At 65.5% G+C, this 17,481-nt stretch carries 14 protein-coding genes; 10 read left to right on the top strand and 4 right to left on the bottom strand.

Annotated elements, in window-relative coordinates; all coding sequences use genetic code 11:
- The first annotated feature begins 5 nt into the window (after nucleotides 1–5).
- Complete coding sequence (locus J2R76_RS30185) at nucleotides 6–554, top strand: GNAT family N-acetyltransferase (protein WP_244559027.1); 549 nt, start codon at nucleotides 6–8, stop codon at nucleotides 552–554.
- Here the strand turns inward: J2R76_RS30185 and J2R76_RS30180 are convergent.
- Complete coding sequence (locus J2R76_RS30180; protein WP_244559026.1) at nucleotides 536–841, bottom strand: DUF6916 family protein; 306 nt, start codon at nucleotides 839–841, stop codon at nucleotides 536–538. The two genes, J2R76_RS30185 and J2R76_RS30180, sit on opposite strands and share 19 nt — an antisense overlap.
- Before the next feature lie 504 nt (nucleotides 842–1,345).
- Here J2R76_RS30180 and J2R76_RS30175 point away from each other — a divergent pair.
- The 9 genes from J2R76_RS30175 (at nucleotide 1,346) to J2R76_RS30135 (ending at nucleotide 12,089) form a co-directional block, all read left to right on the top strand.
- Nucleotides 1,346–2,500, top strand: a complete 1,155-nt coding sequence (locus tag J2R76_RS30175; RefSeq protein ID WP_076834875.1) for an iron-containing alcohol dehydrogenase — start codon at nucleotides 1,346–1,348, stop codon at nucleotides 2,498–2,500.
- An 87-nt stretch (nucleotides 2,501–2,587) separates the two neighbouring features.
- Nucleotides 2,588–4,138: an AMP-binding protein gene (locus J2R76_RS30170; protein WP_076834874.1), complete on the top strand. Its 1,551-nt coding sequence runs from the start codon at nucleotides 2,588–2,590 to the stop codon at nucleotides 4,136–4,138.
- Nucleotides 4,139–4,258: 120 nt separating this feature from the next.
- Nucleotides 4,259–4,957, top strand: a complete 699-nt coding sequence (locus J2R76_RS30165) for a DUF2270 domain-containing protein (protein ID WP_371852193.1) — start codon at nucleotides 4,259–4,261, stop codon at nucleotides 4,955–4,957.
- Nucleotides 4,958–5,035: 78 nt separating this feature from the next.
- Nucleotides 5,036–5,923 carry a TauD/TfdA family dioxygenase gene (locus J2R76_RS30160; protein ID WP_076834872.1) on the top strand — a complete coding sequence of 296 codons (888 nt, stop codon included), beginning with the start codon at nucleotides 5,036–5,038 and terminating at the stop codon, nucleotides 5,921–5,923.
- Between the two features lie 415 nt (nucleotides 5,924–6,338).
- Nucleotides 6,339–7,934 carry an ABC transporter substrate-binding protein gene (locus J2R76_RS30155; protein WP_057021209.1) on the top strand — a complete coding sequence of 532 codons (1,596 nt, stop codon included), beginning with the start codon at nucleotides 6,339–6,341 and terminating at the stop codon, nucleotides 7,932–7,934.
- A gap of 91 nt (nucleotides 7,935–8,025) precedes the next feature.
- Nucleotides 8,026–8,973, top strand: a complete 948-nt coding sequence (locus tag J2R76_RS30150; protein WP_057021208.1) for an ABC transporter permease — start codon at nucleotides 8,026–8,028, stop codon at nucleotides 8,971–8,973.
- A gap of 217 nt (nucleotides 8,974–9,190) precedes the next feature.
- Complete coding sequence (locus J2R76_RS30145; RefSeq protein WP_076834871.1) at nucleotides 9,191–10,084, top strand: ABC transporter permease; 894 nt, start codon at nucleotides 9,191–9,193, stop codon at nucleotides 10,082–10,084.
- Nucleotides 10,084–11,097, top strand: coding sequence for an ABC transporter ATP-binding protein (locus J2R76_RS30140; RefSeq protein ID WP_253625298.1), 1,014 nt, complete (start codon nucleotides 10,084–10,086; stop codon nucleotides 11,095–11,097). Before J2R76_RS30145 ends, J2R76_RS30140 begins: the two co-directional genes overlap by 1 nt.
- The gene (locus J2R76_RS30135) at nucleotides 11,094–12,089 is read left to right on the top strand and encodes an ABC transporter ATP-binding protein (protein WP_076834869.1); all 996 of its coding nucleotides are present in this window, start codon (nucleotides 11,094–11,096) and stop codon (nucleotides 12,087–12,089) included. The genes J2R76_RS30140 and J2R76_RS30135 overlap by 4 nt, the downstream gene beginning before the upstream one ends.
- A 129-nt stretch (nucleotides 12,090–12,218) precedes the next feature.
- On the opposite strand, the gene J2R76_RS30130 is transcribed toward J2R76_RS30135, so the two are convergent.
- The 3 genes from J2R76_RS30130 to J2R76_RS30120 are packed head-to-tail and all read right to left on the bottom strand — an operon-like array spanning nucleotide 12,219 to nucleotide 17,421.
- A complete protein-coding gene (locus J2R76_RS30130; protein ID WP_076834868.1) occupies nucleotides 12,219–14,198 on the bottom strand; it encodes an acetyl-CoA carboxylase biotin carboxylase subunit in 1,980 nt (659 codons plus the stop codon).
- Nucleotides 14,195–15,823, bottom strand: a complete 1,629-nt coding sequence (locus J2R76_RS30125) for an acyl-CoA carboxylase subunit beta (RefSeq protein WP_141339960.1) — start codon at nucleotides 15,821–15,823, stop codon at nucleotides 14,195–14,197. Before J2R76_RS30125 ends, J2R76_RS30130 begins: the two co-directional genes overlap by 4 nt.
- The gene (locus J2R76_RS30120) at nucleotides 15,823–17,421 is read right to left on the bottom strand and encodes an AMP-binding protein (protein ID WP_076834866.1); all 1,599 of its coding nucleotides are present in this window, start codon (nucleotides 17,419–17,421) and stop codon (nucleotides 15,823–15,825) included. Before J2R76_RS30120 ends, J2R76_RS30125 begins: the two co-directional genes overlap by 1 nt.
- Nucleotides 17,422–17,481 lie beyond the last annotated feature (60 nt).

Raw genomic sequence — 17,481 nt, 5'->3', positions numbered from 1 at the left:
TCGTTTTGGCTCTCGACGCGCCAGGCACCATCACGTCCGCCTTCGGCTGGGCGCGCGCGGCCGAAGTCGGTTGCGGCTTTCGCCGCCTGTCGGAGGCGGACCTGCCGTTCCTCGGCCGCCTCTATGCCTCGACGCGCGCCGAGGAACTTGCGCCGGTGCCGTGGAGCGAGGCCGACAAGGCTGCCTTTCTCGAGCAGCAATTCCGCGCCCAGCACGCGCACTACCAGCAGCACTATCCGAACGCCGATTGGCTGGTGATCGCGCGCCAGGGTGAAGACGTCGGCCGGTTCTATCTCGAACGCTGGCCGAGCCAGCACCGCATCATCGACATCGCCTTCCTGCCCGAGCATCGCGGCAGGGGCTACGGCGAAGCGTTGCTGCGCGACGCGATCGACGAGGCGAAGGCCGCCGGCAAGGACGTCTCGATCCACGTCGAGAAGCTCAACCCGGCGATGCGGCTCTACCGGCGGCTCGGCTTCATCACCGAGGAAGACAAGGGCGTTTACGACCTGATGCGCTGGCGGGCGGCAGAGCGTCAGGTGAAGATCGCTTGATAACCATTGCCGTCCGCGACCGGACCGATCGGCACCAGGAACATCTCGATCACGCCCAATGCCGGATGCCGCACCGGATAGATCGCCTGCGGCAGCCACGCGCCCTTCGGGCCCGCGAACAGCAGCGAGAACGCGCCGCCCGGCCGGCCGCTGTTGCCCGCGGGCTCGACCTTGGCGAGCTTCAGCGGCACGACGCAATCCCTCTCCGCCTGCATCGCGAACTCCGCATCCTGATGCGGCGTGAAGTCGTCAATATGCAGTTTCGCGAGATCGACGGTCGATGTCATGCGCACGTCCCTGTTGCTTTCGAGGTGTAACACACGCGGCGATGTTGCCGTCAAGATTTCTGCCGGTCATCCGATTTCGACCTGAAGCTTTCACCGTCATTCCGGGGCGCCCTCTGCTTCCAGGGGGAGGCAAGTAAACGCAAGACTCGGATGCAGCGCGCCGCGAGGATGCGGATGTATGACTCACGCGAGCGCTACATATTCGATGTCGTCCCGGGCAAGCCAACGGGTCGGCGCGAAGCGCCGCCCGATGACAGGCTCCGCGCGACCCGGGACCCATAACCACCGATGCCAATTGTTTAGCCAGCGCTCGGGCCACAGCTCACTTCAACAACGCAACCCTGTGGTTATGGGTCCCTGCTTTCGCAGGGACGACAGCGGAATGGGCGGCGCGACCGTATCAAACCACCGGCCCAGAGCCCTGATGACGGCCCCGATTTCCTCCGCTAACCTCGCCGCAAAGGTCCGCCAGCAAGGCGGACCGTGTTGAGGGAGGACAGGCGCTTGCATCAAGGCCGTGTCGTATTCGGTGCCATGGACGAGGTCGTGTTCGGGCGGCCCGCGCGTGAGGCCATCGTCGAGCAGCTGGACCGGATTGGCGCCGAGCGCGCCTTTCTGATGGTGTCGGGCACGCTGAACCGCGAGACCGACGAGATCGAGAAGGTTCGCGCGGCGCTTGGGCGCCGCTGCGTCGGCACCTTCGACAAGATGCCGGCGCATACGCCGCGCGCCGCGGTGATCGCGGCGGCGGAGCAGGCGCGCGGCGCGAAAGCGGATTTGATCGTCACGATCGGCGGCGGCTCGATCACCGACGGCGCCAAGGCGGTGCAGCTTTGCCTCGCCAACAACGTCACGACGTCCGACGGCATCGAGACGATCCGCACCCATGGCGGCGTCTCGCCCGCGATGAACCCACCGACCGTGCGCCAGATCAGCGTGCCGACCACCATCGCCGGCGGCGAGTTCTCGTCGATCGCCGGCGTCACCAACGAGGCCAAGCGGCAGAAGGAGATGCTGCGCCATCCGCTGGTGATGCCGCGCGCCACCATCCTCGATCCGGAACTGTCGGTGCACACGCCGGAATGGCTGTTCCTGTCGACCGGCATCCGCGCCGTCGACCATTGCGTCGAAGGCATCTGCTCGCGCGAGGCGCATCCTTACGGCGACGCGCAGGCGCTGAAGGGACTGGAGATGCTGGCAGCCGGCCTGCCGCGGGTGAAAGCCGACCCGAAGGATATTTCGGCGCGAATGGATTGCCAGATCGGCACCTGGCTCTCCACCGGCCCGCTCGCCTCGGGTGTGCCGATGGGCGCGAGCCACGGCATCGGCTACGTGCTCGGCGCCGAATTCGACGTGCCGCACGGCTATACCTCGTGCGTGATGCTGCCCGCGGTGATGCGCTGGAACAAGCGCGACAATGCCGACCGGCACGCGCTGGTCGCGGCCGCAATGGGACATGCGGGCGCGGACGCCGGCGACGTGCTCGACCTCTTCATCCGCGACCTCGGCATGCCGCGCAGCCTGCAGGAGGTCCACGTCGGCCCCGAGCATTTCGACCGCATCGCAAAGCAAGCGATGCGAACGCCCTGGGTGCCGCGCAATCCGCGCAAGATCGACGATCCATCCCAGGTTCGCGAGATTCTGGAGATGGCTGCATAGAGCGCTTTCGAGCGAAGTGGGTACCGGTTCGCGTGAAGAAAACGCGTCAAACAAGAACAAGCACGATCAAGGGGGATCTGGAGTTCGATGTATACCGGCAAGCATGCTTACCTGCGCCCGCTGCAACCCGCCTTCATCATGGCCGGGACCGGCGAGACCGTCACCTATCGTGAGCTCGAGGCGCGCTCCAACCGGCTCGCGCATCTGTTCCGCAAGCAGGGGCTGCGTCGGCTCGATCATTATTCGATCTTCATGGAGAACAACAACCGCTACCTCGAGGCCTGCGGCGCCGGCGAGCGCGCCGGGCTCTACTTCACCTGCGTCAACTCCTACCTCACCGCGGGCGAACTCGCCTACATCCTGACCAACAGCCAGTCGCGGATCCTGATCACCTCGAAGCTGAAGCTCGACATCGCGCGCGAGGCGCTGAAGGAGTGCCTGCGGGTCGAGCTCTGCATCGTGGTCGACGGCGAAAGCGAGAGCGATCGCATTGTCGGACTGCGAGAGGCCACCGCAGGCCTGCCGTCAACGCCGATCGCGGACGAATTTGCCGGCACCGCGATGCTGTATTCCTCCGGCACGACCGGCCGGCCCAAGGGCATCGTGCGGCCGCTGCCGGAGCAGCCGCCATCGCAGAACCTGCCGCTGTTCGATTTCCTGACCAAGCTCTGGCACTACCGCGAGGGCATGGTCTACCTCTCGCCGGCGCCGCTCTACCACTCGGCGCCGCAGGCCGCGGTCAATCTCACCATCCGGATGGGCGGCACGGTCGTCATTATGGAGAGCTTCGACCCGGAGCGCTATCTGCAGCTGGTCGAGCAATGGGGCATCACCCACAGCCAGCTGGTGCCGACCATGTTCTCGCGCCTGCTGAAACTGCCCGAGGAGGTTCGCGCCCGCTACGATCTGTCGACCCTCGAGATCGCGATCCATGCCGCCGCGCCCTGCCCGGCGCTGGTCAAGGACGACATGATCAAATGGTGGGGCCCCATCATCCACGAATATTACGGCGCGACCGAGGGGCTCGGCTTCACCGCCTGCAACAGCGAGGAGTGGCTCGCGCATCGCGGCACCGTCGGCAGGGTCCTGCTCGGCGATCTGTATATCCTCGACGAGAACATGCAGCCTTGCCCCAAGGGAACGCCGGGCACCGTGTGGTTCAAGACCGCCACGCCATTCGAATATTTCAACGACCCCGCCAAGACCGGCGAGGCGCGCTCGGCCGACGGCAGCATGAGCACGGTCGGCGACGTCGGCTATGTCGACGACGAGAACTTCCTCTATCTCACCGACCGCGCCACCTTCATGATCATCTCCGGCGGCGTGAACATCTATCCGCAGGAATGCGAGAACCTCCTGATCACCCATCCCAAGGTCGCCGACGCCGCGGTGTTCGGCGTGCCCAATGTCGATCTCGGCGAGGAAGTGAAGGCGGTGGTGCAGCCGGTCGACGGCATCGCGCCGGGGCCGGAGCTTGCCGAGGAACTGATCGCATTCTGCGCCGGCTCGCTGTCGCGCCAGAAGGTGCCGCGCTCGGTGGATTTCGAAGCCGAGCTGCCGCGGCTGCCGACCGGCAAACTCTACAAGCGCCTGCTGCGTGACCGCTATTGGGGCAACAAGACCTCGCGGATCGTGTGAGCGGCGGTGCGGCATCCGGACTGATGCTGCCAACCAAGCCGACGGACGCAACGGACTCGCCGGTCGCGCGGATTTCGCGCTATGCTCCGGGATCGTAAGCCAGCTTCGCCGGAGGCCGCCATGCCATTGCCCCAGCCGCGCGAGCCGGAGCCGGTGCAGGCCGGAAGGCTCGAATTCACTGCCGCCGAGATCGGTGCACTCGCCCATCTCTATCGTGGCGAGGTCTATCGCAGCACGGTCTGGCGCACCCGTCTCGACAGCTCGACCAACTGGGCGGTGGTCACGACCGGGATCGCGCTGTCGGCGACCTATAGCAGCGCAGAGGCTTCGCCCTTGCCGATGGTCCTGGTCGGACTGCTGGTAACCGTGTTCCTGCTATTCGAGGCGCGGCGCTATCGCTATTTCAACGTCTGGCGCGCCCGGGCGCGGTTGCTCGAAACCGACTTCTACGCGCCGATGATCCGCGGCGAGGGCCCCACACCGAACGCAGCCTGGACCGACCTGCTCGCCAACGACTACCGCCGCCCCAGCTATCACATCAGCTATGTCAGAGCGATCGGCCGGCGCCTGCGACGGACTTATGGCTGGATCTTCGCGATCCAGGCCATCGCCTATTACGGCAAGCTGGCGATCCACCCGCTGCCGCTGACCACGATGAGCGCGATCTTGGACCGCGCTTCGATCGGTCCGATTCCCGGAACCATCGTGATTCTGGCCGGTGTCGCCTTCCATTCCAGCTGGGCGCTGTTCGCCTTCGTCACACATCGCATCGAGGTCGCGGACCGGCGCACGCGGCACAATCTGATCGCAATGGGCTGAGGCGCCGCGGGCCGCGTTGCCGATCGCGGGCTTTTCCCCTAACCTCGCCGCAACAACAAAGAAAAGGGAGGACTTGCGATGGAAGTGATCCCACTGCGTCCGGGATTCGGTGCCGAGCTGCGCGGCGTCACGCTGTCAGACGTTGCCGCCAGCGATGCCGCCTATGCGGCGGTGCGCGCGGCGTTCGAGGAACATTCGGTGCTGGTGTTCCGCCGCCAGGAGGTCAGCAACGACACCCAGCTCGCCTTCTCGCGCCGGTTCGGTCCGCCCGAGGTGACCAAGGTCGGTTCGATGGGCACCGGTTCGCATTTCGTGATCCTCTCGACCTTCGGGCCCGACGGCAAGGTGGTTCCATCCGATCACCGGCAGCAGCTGCGCGCCAGGGCCAACCAGCTCTGGCACACCGACTCTTCCTTCAAGCAGGTGCCGGCGCTGACCTCGATCCTGTCGGCGCGCATCATTCCTGAACATGGCGGCGAGACCGAATTCGTCTCGATGCGGCTTGCCTTCGAGCGGCTCGACAAGGACGCGGCAAGTCGGCTGGAGAACGCGTTCGCCTGGCACTCCTACGCGCATTCGCGCAGCAAGGTGGCCACCGGCCTCGCAACGACTGAAGAAGTCGACGCGCTGCCGCCGGTATGCTGGCGGATGGTCTGGCGCAATCCCGTCAACGGCCGCGGCGCGCTGTATCTTGCCTCCCATGCCTATGGCGTCGAGGGCATGGATACCGAGGCCGGCAGGGCGCTGATCGAGCAATTGACCGAAGCCGCGACCGCGCCCGGCGTCAGCTATCTGCATCAATGGAAGCAGGGCGACGTCGTGATGTGGGACAACCGCGCCACCATGCATCGCGGCCGCCCCTGGCCGGCGCATGAGGGCCGCCTGATGATTCGCACCACGATCTCGGCGACCGAGGCCGATGGCGTCGCCAACATGCACCTGCCTTCGCCGCAGGCGGCGGAGTGAGGTGAATGCGAATGTTTCCCCGTCATCCTGAGGTGCGAGCGGAGCGAGCCTCGAAGGATGCACGGCCACCAGCTGGGCCGTCGATCCTTGGAGACGCGCTTCGCGCTCCTCAGGATGACGGAGAGCGTGTGCAGTGCGCGGCTTACATCGGCGACATACTGTCGCTGATTGCAGCCCGCTTCACGCCGCACACATCGGCATCGGCAACCGAATTCAAACGGAGTTTCGCCGCTGCATAGCAAAACGACGCAGGTTCCCCGCAATCACAGCCATTATTCCCGATCCGTGGAAATTTTAATGTTGTGGGGTCATCCGAATTGCCAATCCCCGCGCGATCCTCGCTGGTTGCCCGACAGCCTCACCGTGGTATCGTCGATGCCAATCGGCCATTGAGACCGAAATGTGGGAGGGGACCATGCGGAGCGTGCAAGCGCTGGCCGTCGCGGTGTTGTCTGTGCTGATCATCAGCGACGTTTCACGCGCAGCCGAGCCGAAACCGGGCGGCATCTTCAGGATCTATCACCGCGACAGCCCCGGCAGCGCCTCGATCCACGAGGGCGCGACCTATTCGCTGAACGTTCCGTTCATGCCGATCTTCAACAATCTCGTCATCTTCGACCAGCACATCGCCCAGAACAGCACCAGCACGATCCGGCCCGAGCTTGCGGAAAGCTGGGCCTGGAGCGGCGACAACAAGACGCTGACCTTCAAGCTGCGCAAGGACGTGAAATGGCACGACGGCAAGCCGTTCACCGCGGCCGACGTCAAATGCACCTTCGACATGCTGATGGGCAAGTCGCAGCAGAAGTTCCGGCAGAACCCGCGCAAGTCCTGGTACGAGCAAGTCGAAGAGGTCACGACCAACGGCGACCATGAGGCGTCGTTCAAGCTGAAGCGGCCGCAGCCGGCGCTGCTGTCGCTGCTCGCCTCGGGCTACTCGCCGGTCTATCCCTGCCATGTGTCGCCGGCCGAGATGCGCACCAAGCCGGTCGGCACCGGCCCGTTCAAGTTCGTCGAGTTCAAGGCCAACGAATCGATCAAGCTCACCAAGAACCCGGATTACTTCAAGAAGGGCCTACCTTATCTTGACGGTATCGAGTTCACCATCATCCCGAACCGCTCGACCGCAATCCTCGGCTTCGTCTCCGGCAAGTTCGACATGACGTTCCCGACCGAGGTCTCGATCCCGCTGCTCAAGGACGTCAAGTCGCAGGCGGCCAATGCGGTCTGCATGGTGGAACCGAACAACGTCTCCACCAACATCATCATCAATTCGACCGCGCCGCCGTTCGACAATCTCGACATCCGCCGCGCGCTGGCGCTGGCGCTCGACCGCAAGGCGTTCATCCAGATCATGTTCGAAGGCCAGGGCGACATCGGCGGTACCATGGAGCCGGCGCCGGACGGGCTGTGGGCGATGCCGAAGGACATGCTGGAGCAGATCCCCGGCTACGGTCCCGACATCGAGAAGAACCGCGAGGAAGCCCGCAAGCTGATGCAGAAGGCGGGCTATGGCCCGGACAAGCACCTGCAGATCAAGGTCTCGACCCGCAACATCGCGGTCTATCGCGATCCCGCGATCATCCTGATCGACCAGATCAAGAGCATCTACATCGACGCCGAGCTCGACGTCGTCGACACCGCGCAATGGTTCCCGAAGATCGCCCGCAAGGACTATTCGCTCGGTCTCAACCTCACCGGCAATGCCGTCGACGAGCCCGACCAGTCGTTCTACGAGAACTACGCCTGCGGCTCGGAGCGGAACTACACCAACTACTGCAACAAGGAGATCGAGAAGCTGTTCGACCAGCAGTCGGAAGAGACCAACGTCGACAAGCGCAAGAAGCTGGTCTGGGAGATCGACAAGAAGCTGCAGGAAGACGTCGCGCGTCCGATCATCTTCCATGCCCGCACCGGCACTTGCTGGCAGCCTTACGTGAAGAATGTCACGATCATGTCCAACAGCTCCTATAACGGCTATCGTTACGAAGACGTCTGGCTGGACAAGTAGGCGTAGCGTTTTCGGGCGAAGTGGATACCGGTTCGCGCAAAGAAAGCGCGTCGGAAGACAAGACACAGGCGGGATCAAGGAGAGAGCCAGGGTGTTTGCCTATATCGTGCGGCGGCTGTTCCTGATGCTGGTGACCCTGTTCGGGATCTCGGTCATCATCTTCGTGCTGCTGCGCGTCGTTCCCGGCAACATCGTCGACATCCTGTTCGACGCCGCGGGCTTCGTCGACCCCGCCGACAAGGCCAATCTCGAGCGCGAGCTCGGGTTGAGCCAGCCGATCGTGATCCAGTATCTGCACTGGATCGGCGGCCTGCTGCACGGCGATCTCGGCTATTCCTACGTTTCGGAAAAGCCGGCGCTGGAGGAAATCCTGCCGCGGATTCCGATCACGGCGCGGCTCGCCGGGTTGGCGCTATTGTTCTCCGCCTCGATCGGTATTCCGCTCGGTGTCATCAGCGCCGTCCACCAGGGCTCACGGCTCGATTATGCGCTGCGCGTCGTCAGCCTCAGCGGCCTGTCGCTGCCGTCTTTCTGGCTCGGCCTCTTGGTCTTGATGGCCTCGGTCTCGCTGTTCGGCACCATGCCGATCTTCAATCCGAACCCGAAAACCTGGCTCGAGGCGCTGACCATCTATGCGGTGCCGGCGATGGCGGTGGGCTTCCGCAGCGCGGCACTCACCATGCGCATCACCCGCTCCTCGATGCTGGAGATCCTGCGCCAGGACTATATCCGCACCGCGCGCGCCAAGGGCGCCTCCGAGGCCTCCGTGAACTATCACCACGCGCTGAAGAACGCGGTGCTGCCGGTCATCACCGTGATCGGCATCGAGGCCGCGTTCCTGATCGGCGGCCTGATTGTCACCGAGACCGTGTTCAACATCCCTGGCATCGCCCGCTTCCTGGTCGAGGCGCTGCGCTGGCGCGACTACCCGATCGTGCAGAACCTCGTGATGTTCATCGCCGTCGTCGTGGTGGTGGTGAACTTCATCGTCGACATGCTTTATGCGGCAATCGACCCACGTATCCGGTTTGGAGAGTGACATGACAGGATTGGTCGAAGGCCGAGTCCAACTCTTACCTCGCCCCGCTTGCGGGGAGAGGTCGGATCGCATCGCAGATGCGATCCGGGTGAGGGGGGCTCACCGCGAATCCAACGCCCACCGCGCTTGCGGAGAGCCCCCCTCACCCCAACCCTCTCCCCGCAAGCGGGGAGAGGGAGAAGACCGTTCTGCAATCATCAGGCGAAGAAGCTGACACGTGGCGACGATCAATTTCGACAGCGAATTGCGACGTGCCGGGGCCAACGCCACCGGTGGCTGGGGACGGTTTGCGTTCCTCGCGCAGCGCCATGTGCTCGGCACGATCGGCCTCGTCATCATGCTGCTGTTCGTGCTGACCGCGATCTTCGCGAACGTCATCAGCCGCTACGATCCGCTCAGCGTCGATTCCGCGCACCGGCTGGCTGCGCCGTCCGCGCTGCACTGGTTCGGCACTGACTCCTTCGGCCGCGACGTCTGGAGCCGCATCATCCATGGCGCCCGGATCTCGCTTGCGGTCGGCATCGGCTCGACGACGCTCGGCGCCACGCTCGGCGTGATCGTCGGCCTTGCCTCCGGCTATCTCTCCGGCTGGGTTGACCTCGTGTTCCAGCGGGTGACCGACATCCTGCAGTCGCTGCCGCTCTTGGTGCTCGCACTCGTCATGACCGCGGCGCTCGGTCCCTCGCTGCCGAACGTGATCCTGGCGATCGCAATTCCCCTGATCCCGACGGTCGCGCGCGTGATCCGCGCCAACACGCTGGCGCTGCGCGAGCAGCCGTTCGTCGAGGCCGCCAAATCGATCGGCATGAGCGAGATGCGGATCGCGCTGCGCCACGTGCTGCCCAACACCATCGCGCCGCTGATCGTGCTCGCCACCGCGCAACTCGGCTCAACCATCCTGACCGAAGCGTCGCTGTCGTTCCTTGGCCTCGGCATCCCCGAGCCTTATCCGTCCTGGGGTCGCATGCTGTCCGAATCCGCCGCCGAATATGTCCGCACCGCGCCGTGGCTGGTGATCTTCCCCGGCATTGCGATCAGCCTTGCGGTGTTCGGCACCAATCTGTTCGGCGACGCGTTGCGCGACATTCTCGATCCGAGGCAGCGCGGCTGATGAGCGAGGCCAAGACGCTCGATACGATTCTCGACGTGAAGAACCTGCAAACGTTGTTCTTCACCAACTCCGGCCTGTTCCGCGCGGTCGACGACGTCTCGTTCTCGGTCCGCCGCGGCGAGACGCTGGCGATCGTCGGCGAGTCCGGCTGCGGCAAGAGCGTCAGCGCGCTGTCGATCATGCGGCTGGTGCCCGATCCGCCCGGCCGCATCGTCGGCGGCTCGGTGACGCTCGAGGGCACCGATCTGCTGAAGCTCGACGATGCCGCGATGCGCGACATCAGGGGCAACCGCATCTCGATGATCTTCCAGGAGCCGATGACCTCGCTCAATCCGGTGATGCGGATCGGCGACCAGATCATTGAGGCGGTGCGGCTGCACCAGAAGGTCAGCAGCAAGGAGGCCTGGAAGCAGGCGGTCGACATGCTGCGGCTGGTGCGGATTCCAGAGCCGGAGCGCCGCGCGCAGGAATATCCGCATCAGCTGTCCGGCGGCATGCGCCAGCGCGCGATGATTGCGATGGCGCTGGCGTGCCGGCCGGCGCTCCTGATCGCGGACGAACCGACCACGGCGCTCGACGTCACCATCCAGGCGCAGATCCTGGCGCTGATTGTCGATCTGCAAAAGCGGCTCGGCACCGGGCTGATCCTGATCACCCACGACCTCGGCGTCGTCGCGCAAACCGCGCAGCGCGTGATCGTGATGTATGCCGGCAAGAAGGTCGAGGAGGCGACGGTCGAAGCTTTGTTCGAGACGCCGCTGCACCCCTACACCCGCGGACTGATGGCCTCGATGCCGGCGGTGATCGCGCTCGGCGCGAAGACCGATGCGCGGCTGACCGAAATCCCCGGCATGGTGCCGTCGCTGACCAAGCTGCCGCCCGGCTGCGCCTTCGCGCCGCGCTGCAAGCTGGCGGTCGACCGCTGCCGTCAGGAATATCCGCCGCTCGACGAGATCAAGAGCAATCACTGGGCCGCGTGCTGGCGCGCCGGCGAGATGGCGGAGGCGTCATGACCGAACAGCGCCCGCTACTCGAGGTGACCGACCTCGTCAAGCACTACGCGGTGCGCGGCGGTGTGCTGCGCCGGCAGGTCGGCACCGTGCATGCGGTCGACGGCGTTAGCTTCGCGCTCGGCGCCGGCGAGACGCTCGGCCTGGTCGGCGAATCCGGCTGCGGCAAGTCGACGGTGGCGCGCACGGTGCTGCGGCTGGTCGAGCCGACCAGCGGCGCCATCAAGCTGGATGGCGAGGACATCGCGCCGCTCAGCAAGACGGCGCTGCGGCCGTACCGGCGCTCGATGCAGATCGTGTTCCAGGATCCGTTCGCCTCGCTCAACCCGCGCATGACGGCCGGCGACATCGTCGGCGAGCCCCTCATTGTGCATGGCCTCGCGACCGGGGCGAAGAAGCAGGAGCGCGTCGCGGAACTGTTCCAGCAGGTCGGCCTGCGGCCCGACCAGATGAAGAATTTTCCGCACCAGTTCTCCGGCGGCCAGCGCCAGCGCATCTGCATCGCGCGTGCGCTGTCGCTCGGGCCGCGTCTGATCGTCTGCGACGAGCCGGTGTCCGCGCTCGACGTCTCGATCCAGGCGCAGGTGATCAATCTGCTGATCGACCTGCAGCGCAAGCAGAATTTCTCATACCTGTTCATCGCGCATGATCTGGCGGTCGTCGCCCATATCAGCCACCGCGTCGCGGTGATGTATCTCGGCCGCATCGTCGAGATCGCCGACAAGCACGAGCTGTTCGCCAATCCACGCCATCCCTACACCCAGGCGCTGCTCGCCTCGGTGCCGATCGCCGACCCGAAGGCGAAACGCACCGCGCCCCTGATCGACGGCGATGTCCCGAGCCCGATCAATCCACCTTCAGGCTGCGCCTTCCACACCCGCTGCCGTTACGCGATGGATCGCTGCAAGAGCGAACGCCCGGCGCTGGAGGCGGCCGGCCCGGCGCATCAGGTCGCCTGCTGGCTGAATGACGGGACCGGGCAAGCGGCCTCATAAATGTCGTCCCGGCGAAGGCCGGGACCCATTACCCCGAATGCCCGTTGATTTGCCAAACTGGGGCCACAGCTTGCTCCAACAACATACAGCGGTGGTTATGGGTCCCGGCCTTCGCCGGGACGACAGTCTTTATGCCGCCGCCTCGATCTCCACCACGATCTTCCCCGTCGTCACCTGCTCCCCCTCGGCGACATCGATCGACGATACCGTGCCCGCGACGCCGGCGGTGTGGACGTGCTCCATCTTCATCGCTTCCAGCGTCATCACCGGCTGGCCGGCCGCGACCTTGTCGCCCGGCTTCACCAGCACCGCGACGACCCGGCCGTTCATGGCGGCGCGGACCTTGCCGTCACTGCCGGCCGCCGTCGCGCTTTCCGGCGGCGCGAGGGTGAGATCGCGCACCGACAGCGTGACGCCGCGATGCAGGATATAGAGCCGGTCGCCATCGCGCAGGAATTGGGCATGCTCCATCACCCCATCGTGGTGGAAGCGGATGCTGTCCCGGCTGAGCTCGTCGATCACGAAGCTGAAGCGATCGCCGTTGCGGGTCGCGATGTAGCTGCCGTCGCGCTCGCGGACAATCTCGATCTCCTGCACGCCGTGGCCGAGATCAATCCGCAGGCCGAGCGGGAATGTCGCTGCGAGCGACCGGCCGCGCCGCCATGGCGGGGCGTGCGGATTGGTGACGTAGAGCAGCAGCGCCGCAAGCGCGAGGTCGCTGCCGCGATCCGGCCGCGGCGCCAACAGCGCGTCGCGGTTGTCGCCGATGAAGGCCGTGGTCGCCTCGCCTCTAGCAAAGACAGGGTAGCGCAGGCAGTCGATCAGGAAGCCCTGGTTGGTGGTGACGCCGAAGGCCGTGACCTGCTCCAGGGCACAGATCAGCTTGCCGCGCGCCTCCTCGCGGGTCGTGCCATGGCTGATAACCTTGGCGATCATCGAATCATAGAACGGCGGAATCTCCGAGCCGGACTGCAGCGCGTGCTCGACGCGGATACCGTCGGGCATCTGCCACCGCGCCATCGTACCGGACTGCGGCATGAAATCGTGCGCAGCATCCTCCGAGCAGAGCCGCACCTCGATGGCATGGCCGGAGAACTTGACGTCCTCCTGGGTCAAGCCGAGCGGCGCGCCACTGGCGACGCGCAGCTGCAATTCGACCAGATCGAGCCCGGTGATCGCCTCGGTGACGGGATGTTCGACCTGCAGCCGCGTGTTCATCTCCATGAAGTAGAAATTGCCGGCGCGATCGAGCAAAAATTCCAGCGTGCCGGCGCCCTCGTAGCCGATCGCCTTGACCGCCTGCACCGCGACCGCGCCCATCCGCGCGCGCAGCTCCGACGTCACCGCCGGCGACGGCGCCTCCTCGACCAGCTTCTGGTGCCGCCGCTGCACCGAGCAATCGCGCTCGCCGAGATGGATGGCGTTGCCATGGCGGTCGCCGAACACCTGGATCTCGATGTGGCGGGGATTGACGATCGCGCGCTCCAGAATGACGGTCGGATCGCCGAACGCACCCTGCGCCTCCGATCGCGCGCTGCGCAGCGCGTCGGGAAATGCCGCCGCGTCCTCGACCAGCCGCATGCCTCGGCCGCCGCCGCCGGCGACCGCCTTGATCATGACCGGAAAACCAATGGCCCTGGCTTCCGCCAGCATCACGGCATCGCTCTGGTCGGCCCCCTGATAGCCGGGCACGCAGGGCACGCCGGCCCGCTGCATGATCTCCTTGGCGCCGGCCTTGTTGCCCATCGCAAGGATCGCCTCCGGCGACGGACCGATGAACACCAGACCCGCATCGCGGCAGGCCCGCGCGAAATCCTCGTTCTCGGCGAGGAAGCCATAGCCGGGATGCACCGCGCCGGCGCCGCTCGCCTTGGCCGCGGCGATGATCGCGTCGATCTTCAGATAGGATTGCGCCGGCAGCGCCTCGCCGATCCGCACCGCCTGGTCGGCCTCGCGCACATGCAGCGCGTCACGGTCGGCGTCCGAATAGACCGCGACGACGCCATGGCCGAGCCGCCGTGCCGATCGCATGATGCGCAGCGCGATCTCGCCGCGGTTGGCGATCAGGATCTTGAAGAACGGCGTCCGCTTCACGATTGCCCCGCTCATGGCCGCGCCACCGAGAACTGCATGCGCTGCGGGCTGCGGGCCTCGGCCTCGCGGCAGATTGTAAGCACCTCGGCAAGCACCGTCCGCGTGTCGCGCGGATCGATCACTCCGTCGTCGAGCACCCGGGCGCTGGTCGAGAACACGTCCATCTGGCTGTCGAACACCCCGGTGATCTGCGCCTTCATCGCGTCCAGCTTCTCCTTCTCGATCGGCTTGCCGCGCCGCGCGGCGGCGGCCTCAGTCACGATCGCCATGGTTTCGGCGGCCTGCTCGCCGCCCATCACGGCGGTCTTGGCGTTGGGCCAGGAGAAGCAGAAGCGCGGATGGAAGCCGCGGCCGCACATGCCGTAATTGCCGGCGCCGAACGAGGCGCCGCAATACAGCGTGATCTGCGGCACCGTCGCCGAGGTCACCGCCTGGATCATCTTGGAGCCGTGCTTGATCATGCCGGCCTCTTCATAGGCCCGGCCCACCATGTAGCCGGTGGTGTTGTTCATGTAGAGGATCGGTGTGCGCGACTGGCAGCAGGCCTGGATGAAATGCGTCGCCTTGTTGGCGCCGGGCACGTCGAGCGGGCCATTATTGGTGATGATGCCGATCGCCTGGCCCTCGATGCGCGCGTGGCCGCAGACCGTCGCCGGGCCGTAATTGGCGCCGAACTCGGCGAAGTCGGAATCGTCGATGAAGCGCGCAATCGCCTGGCGCATGTCGACGGGGCGCTTGTGATCCATCGGCATGATGCCGAGCAGTTCCTCGGCGTCATAACGTGGCGGCTTGAACGCGGCCGGTTCGGCGGCCGGCCGATCCCAAGAACGATCCCAAGGCAGCTTGGCCATGATGTCGCGCGCGATGCGCAGTGCGTCGCGGTCGTCCTCGGCGAGATAATCGCCGAGACCGGAGATCTGGGTGTGCATCTCGGCGCCGCCGAGCTCCTCTTCGGTCGCGATCTCGCCGGTGGCCGCCTTGAGCAGAGGCGGCCCGGCAAGGAACGCGCGGGTGCGGCCGCGCACCATCACGATGTAGTCGGACAGGCCCGTCTGGTAGGCGCCGCCCGCGGTCGAGGAGCCGTGGGTGACGGTAACGACGGGAAGCCCTGCCGCCGACAGCCGCGCCAGGTTGCGGAAGATGTTGCCGCCACGGACGAAGTCCTCGACACGGTAGCGCAGCAGGTTGGCGCCGGCGCTCTCGACCAGCTGCACATAGGGCAGCTTGTTCTCCAGCGCGAGCTCCTGCACCCGCAGCGTCTTGTCGAGGCCGTAAGGCTGCAATGCGCCCGCGTCGATGCCGGCATCATTGGCGCTGACCATGCAGCGGATGCCGGAGACGAAGCCGATGCCCGCGACCAGTCCGCCGCCGGGCACGCTCTTGTCCGCATCCGCTACGTCGAACATGTAACCGGCGAGCGTCGACAGTTCGAGGAAGGGCGAACCGGGATCGAGCACCAGCGCGACGCGCTCGCGTGGCAATAGCTGGCCGCGCTTGTGGAAGCGGTCCTTTGCCGCGGCGGAGGCTGCGCGCGTCCGCTCCTCCAGGGCGCGCATCCGGGCGATCAGCGCCAGCATGCCGTCGCGATTGCCCTGGAAGGCGGCGCTGCCGGTGGAAATCGTGTTCTCGATGATGGCCACTAGGCGCGCTCCACAAAATGTCCGCTGTATTGCTGCCGCAGCTCGACCTTGCGCAGCTTGCCGGTCGCGGTCATCGGCATCTCCTCGAGGATACGCACCAGCTTCGGCACCTGGAAGCCGCCGAGGTGCTTTCTGCAATGCGCCTCGATGCCGGCCTCGTCAGCCTCCGCGCCGGGTTTCAGCTTGACGAAGGCGGAGACCGCCTCGCCCCATTGCGGATGCGGCAGGCCGACCACGGCGGCGTTCTGCACGGCGGGGTGCGCCAGCAACGTCTCCTCGATCTTGACGGAGGCAACGTTCTCGCCGCCCGACTTGATCATATCCTTCTTGCGGTCGAGGAACAGCACCTCGCCATTGCCGTCGATCAAGGCTAGATCGCCGGTATGGTGCCAACCGGACTTGCGCGCCTCCTCGGTCGATTTGGGGTCCTTGTAGTAGCCCATCATCACGTTGGGCCCGCGATGCACGAGCTCGCCGATCTCGCCGCGCGGCAGCAGATTGCCGTTGTCGTCCATGATCGCGGTCTCATTGACGATCAGCGATTCGCCCCAGTAATTGCCGAAACGGTCGAGCTGTACCTCCGGGCGGGACATCGTCGTCGCCGGATACATCTCGGTCTGGCCGCTGGATAGCACGAAGTTCGGACAGAGATCGGCCATGGCGCGCTCGAGCAGCGGTTTGCCCATCGGCGCCATGGTGTAGATGCAGCAGCGCAGACCCGACAGGTCGTAGTCGCGGCGGCGCGGATGGTCGAGGATCGCCTGATACATCAAGGACAGGCCGACGAACACGGTGAGCTTATCGCGCACGATCGCCTCCATGCACGCGACCGGATCGAAGCCGCGCATCAGCGCCATGCGGCCGCCGACCGAGAGATAGCTGAGCAGCAACACGTGGCCGGCGCAGTGGAACAGCGGAAACTGTCCGGTGATCCCGTCATCGCGCGAGAGCTGCATCTCGATACAATTGCTCATCACGGCCATGACAACGGCGAGGTGACAATGCATCGCGCCCTTCGGCCGCGAGGTCGTGCCTGACGTATAGATGATCATCGCGAGGTCGCGGTCGTTGATCTCGATGTCAGGCTCAATATCGGACTGTCCCTCCAGCAGACCGTTGAACTCCTGCAATCCGGTCTTGCCGGCATTGCCGGTCAGATCGATCGCGATCATCTCCATGCCGCGCGCTTCCAGCGCGGCGCGGCGGTCGGCCTGGGCATGAAGGGCGTCATCGATGATGGCGAAACGCACCTCGGCATGGCCGAGGATGTAGTCCATATCAGCCGGTCCGAGCATGGTGTTGATGGGCACCCAGACCAGCCCGGCGCGGTGAATGCCAAACAGCGCTTTGACGAATTCGACAGAGTTGTTGCAGATGGTCGAAATCTTCTCGCCCGGCTTCAGCCCGCGCTGCACCAGATGATTGGCGAAGCGATTGGCGTCGCGCTCGAGTTCGGTGAAGGTGACCTGCCTGCTGCCGTCGGTCAGCGCGATGCGATCCGGAAACCGCCGCGCGGCGCGCTTCAACAGGTCGCCCATCGCGACCCGGCCGATACGACCCGGCCCGGTGACGCCGCCGGTTGCTGCGAGATTGTGCATGCGTTTCTCCTCCCGGGCTCCGTCATTCCGGGATGCGCGAAGCGCAGACCCGGAATCCAG

The sequence above is a fragment of the Bradyrhizobium sp. USDA 4532 genome (genome assembly GCF_024171315.1).
GTDB classification, from domain to species: Bacteria; Pseudomonadota; Alphaproteobacteria; order Rhizobiales; family Xanthobacteraceae; genus Bradyrhizobium; species Bradyrhizobium australafricanum.
Note: the sequence above shows the minus strand (reverse complement) of the source record. Positions and strands in the feature narration are given on the sequence as shown.

Bases quoted from the DNA above. Each gene is read 5' to 3' on its own strand.
- J2R76_RS30180 (WP_244559026.1), bottom strand. From the start codon at position 841: ATGACATCGACCGTCGATCTCGCGAAACTGCATATTGACGACTTCACG.
- J2R76_RS30170 (WP_076834874.1), top strand. From the start codon at position 2,588: ATGTATACCGGCAAGCATGCTTACCTGCGCCCGCTGCAACCCGCCTTC.
- J2R76_RS30165 (WP_371852193.1), top strand. From the start codon at position 4,259: ATGCCATTGCCCCAGCCGCGCGAGCCGGAGCCGGTGCAGGCCGGAAGG.
- J2R76_RS30160 (WP_076834872.1), top strand. From the start codon at position 5,036: ATGGAAGTGATCCCACTGCGTCCGGGATTCGGTGCCGAGCTGCGCGGC.
- J2R76_RS30155 (WP_057021209.1), top strand. From the start codon at position 6,339: ATGCGGAGCGTGCAAGCGCTGGCCGTCGCGGTGTTGTCTGTGCTGATC.
- J2R76_RS30140 (WP_253625298.1), top strand. From the start codon at position 10,084: ATGAGCGAGGCCAAGACGCTCGATACGATTCTCGACGTGAAGAACCTG.
- J2R76_RS30135 (WP_076834869.1), top strand. From the start codon at position 11,094: ATGACCGAACAGCGCCCGCTACTCGAGGTGACCGACCTCGTCAAGCAC.
- J2R76_RS30130 (WP_076834868.1), bottom strand. From the start codon at position 14,198: ATGAGCGGGGCAATCGTGAAGCGGACGCCGTTCTTCAAGATCCTGATC.
- J2R76_RS30120 (WP_076834866.1), bottom strand. From the start codon at position 17,421: ATGCACAATCTCGCAGCAACCGGCGGCGTCACCGGGCCGGGTCGTATC.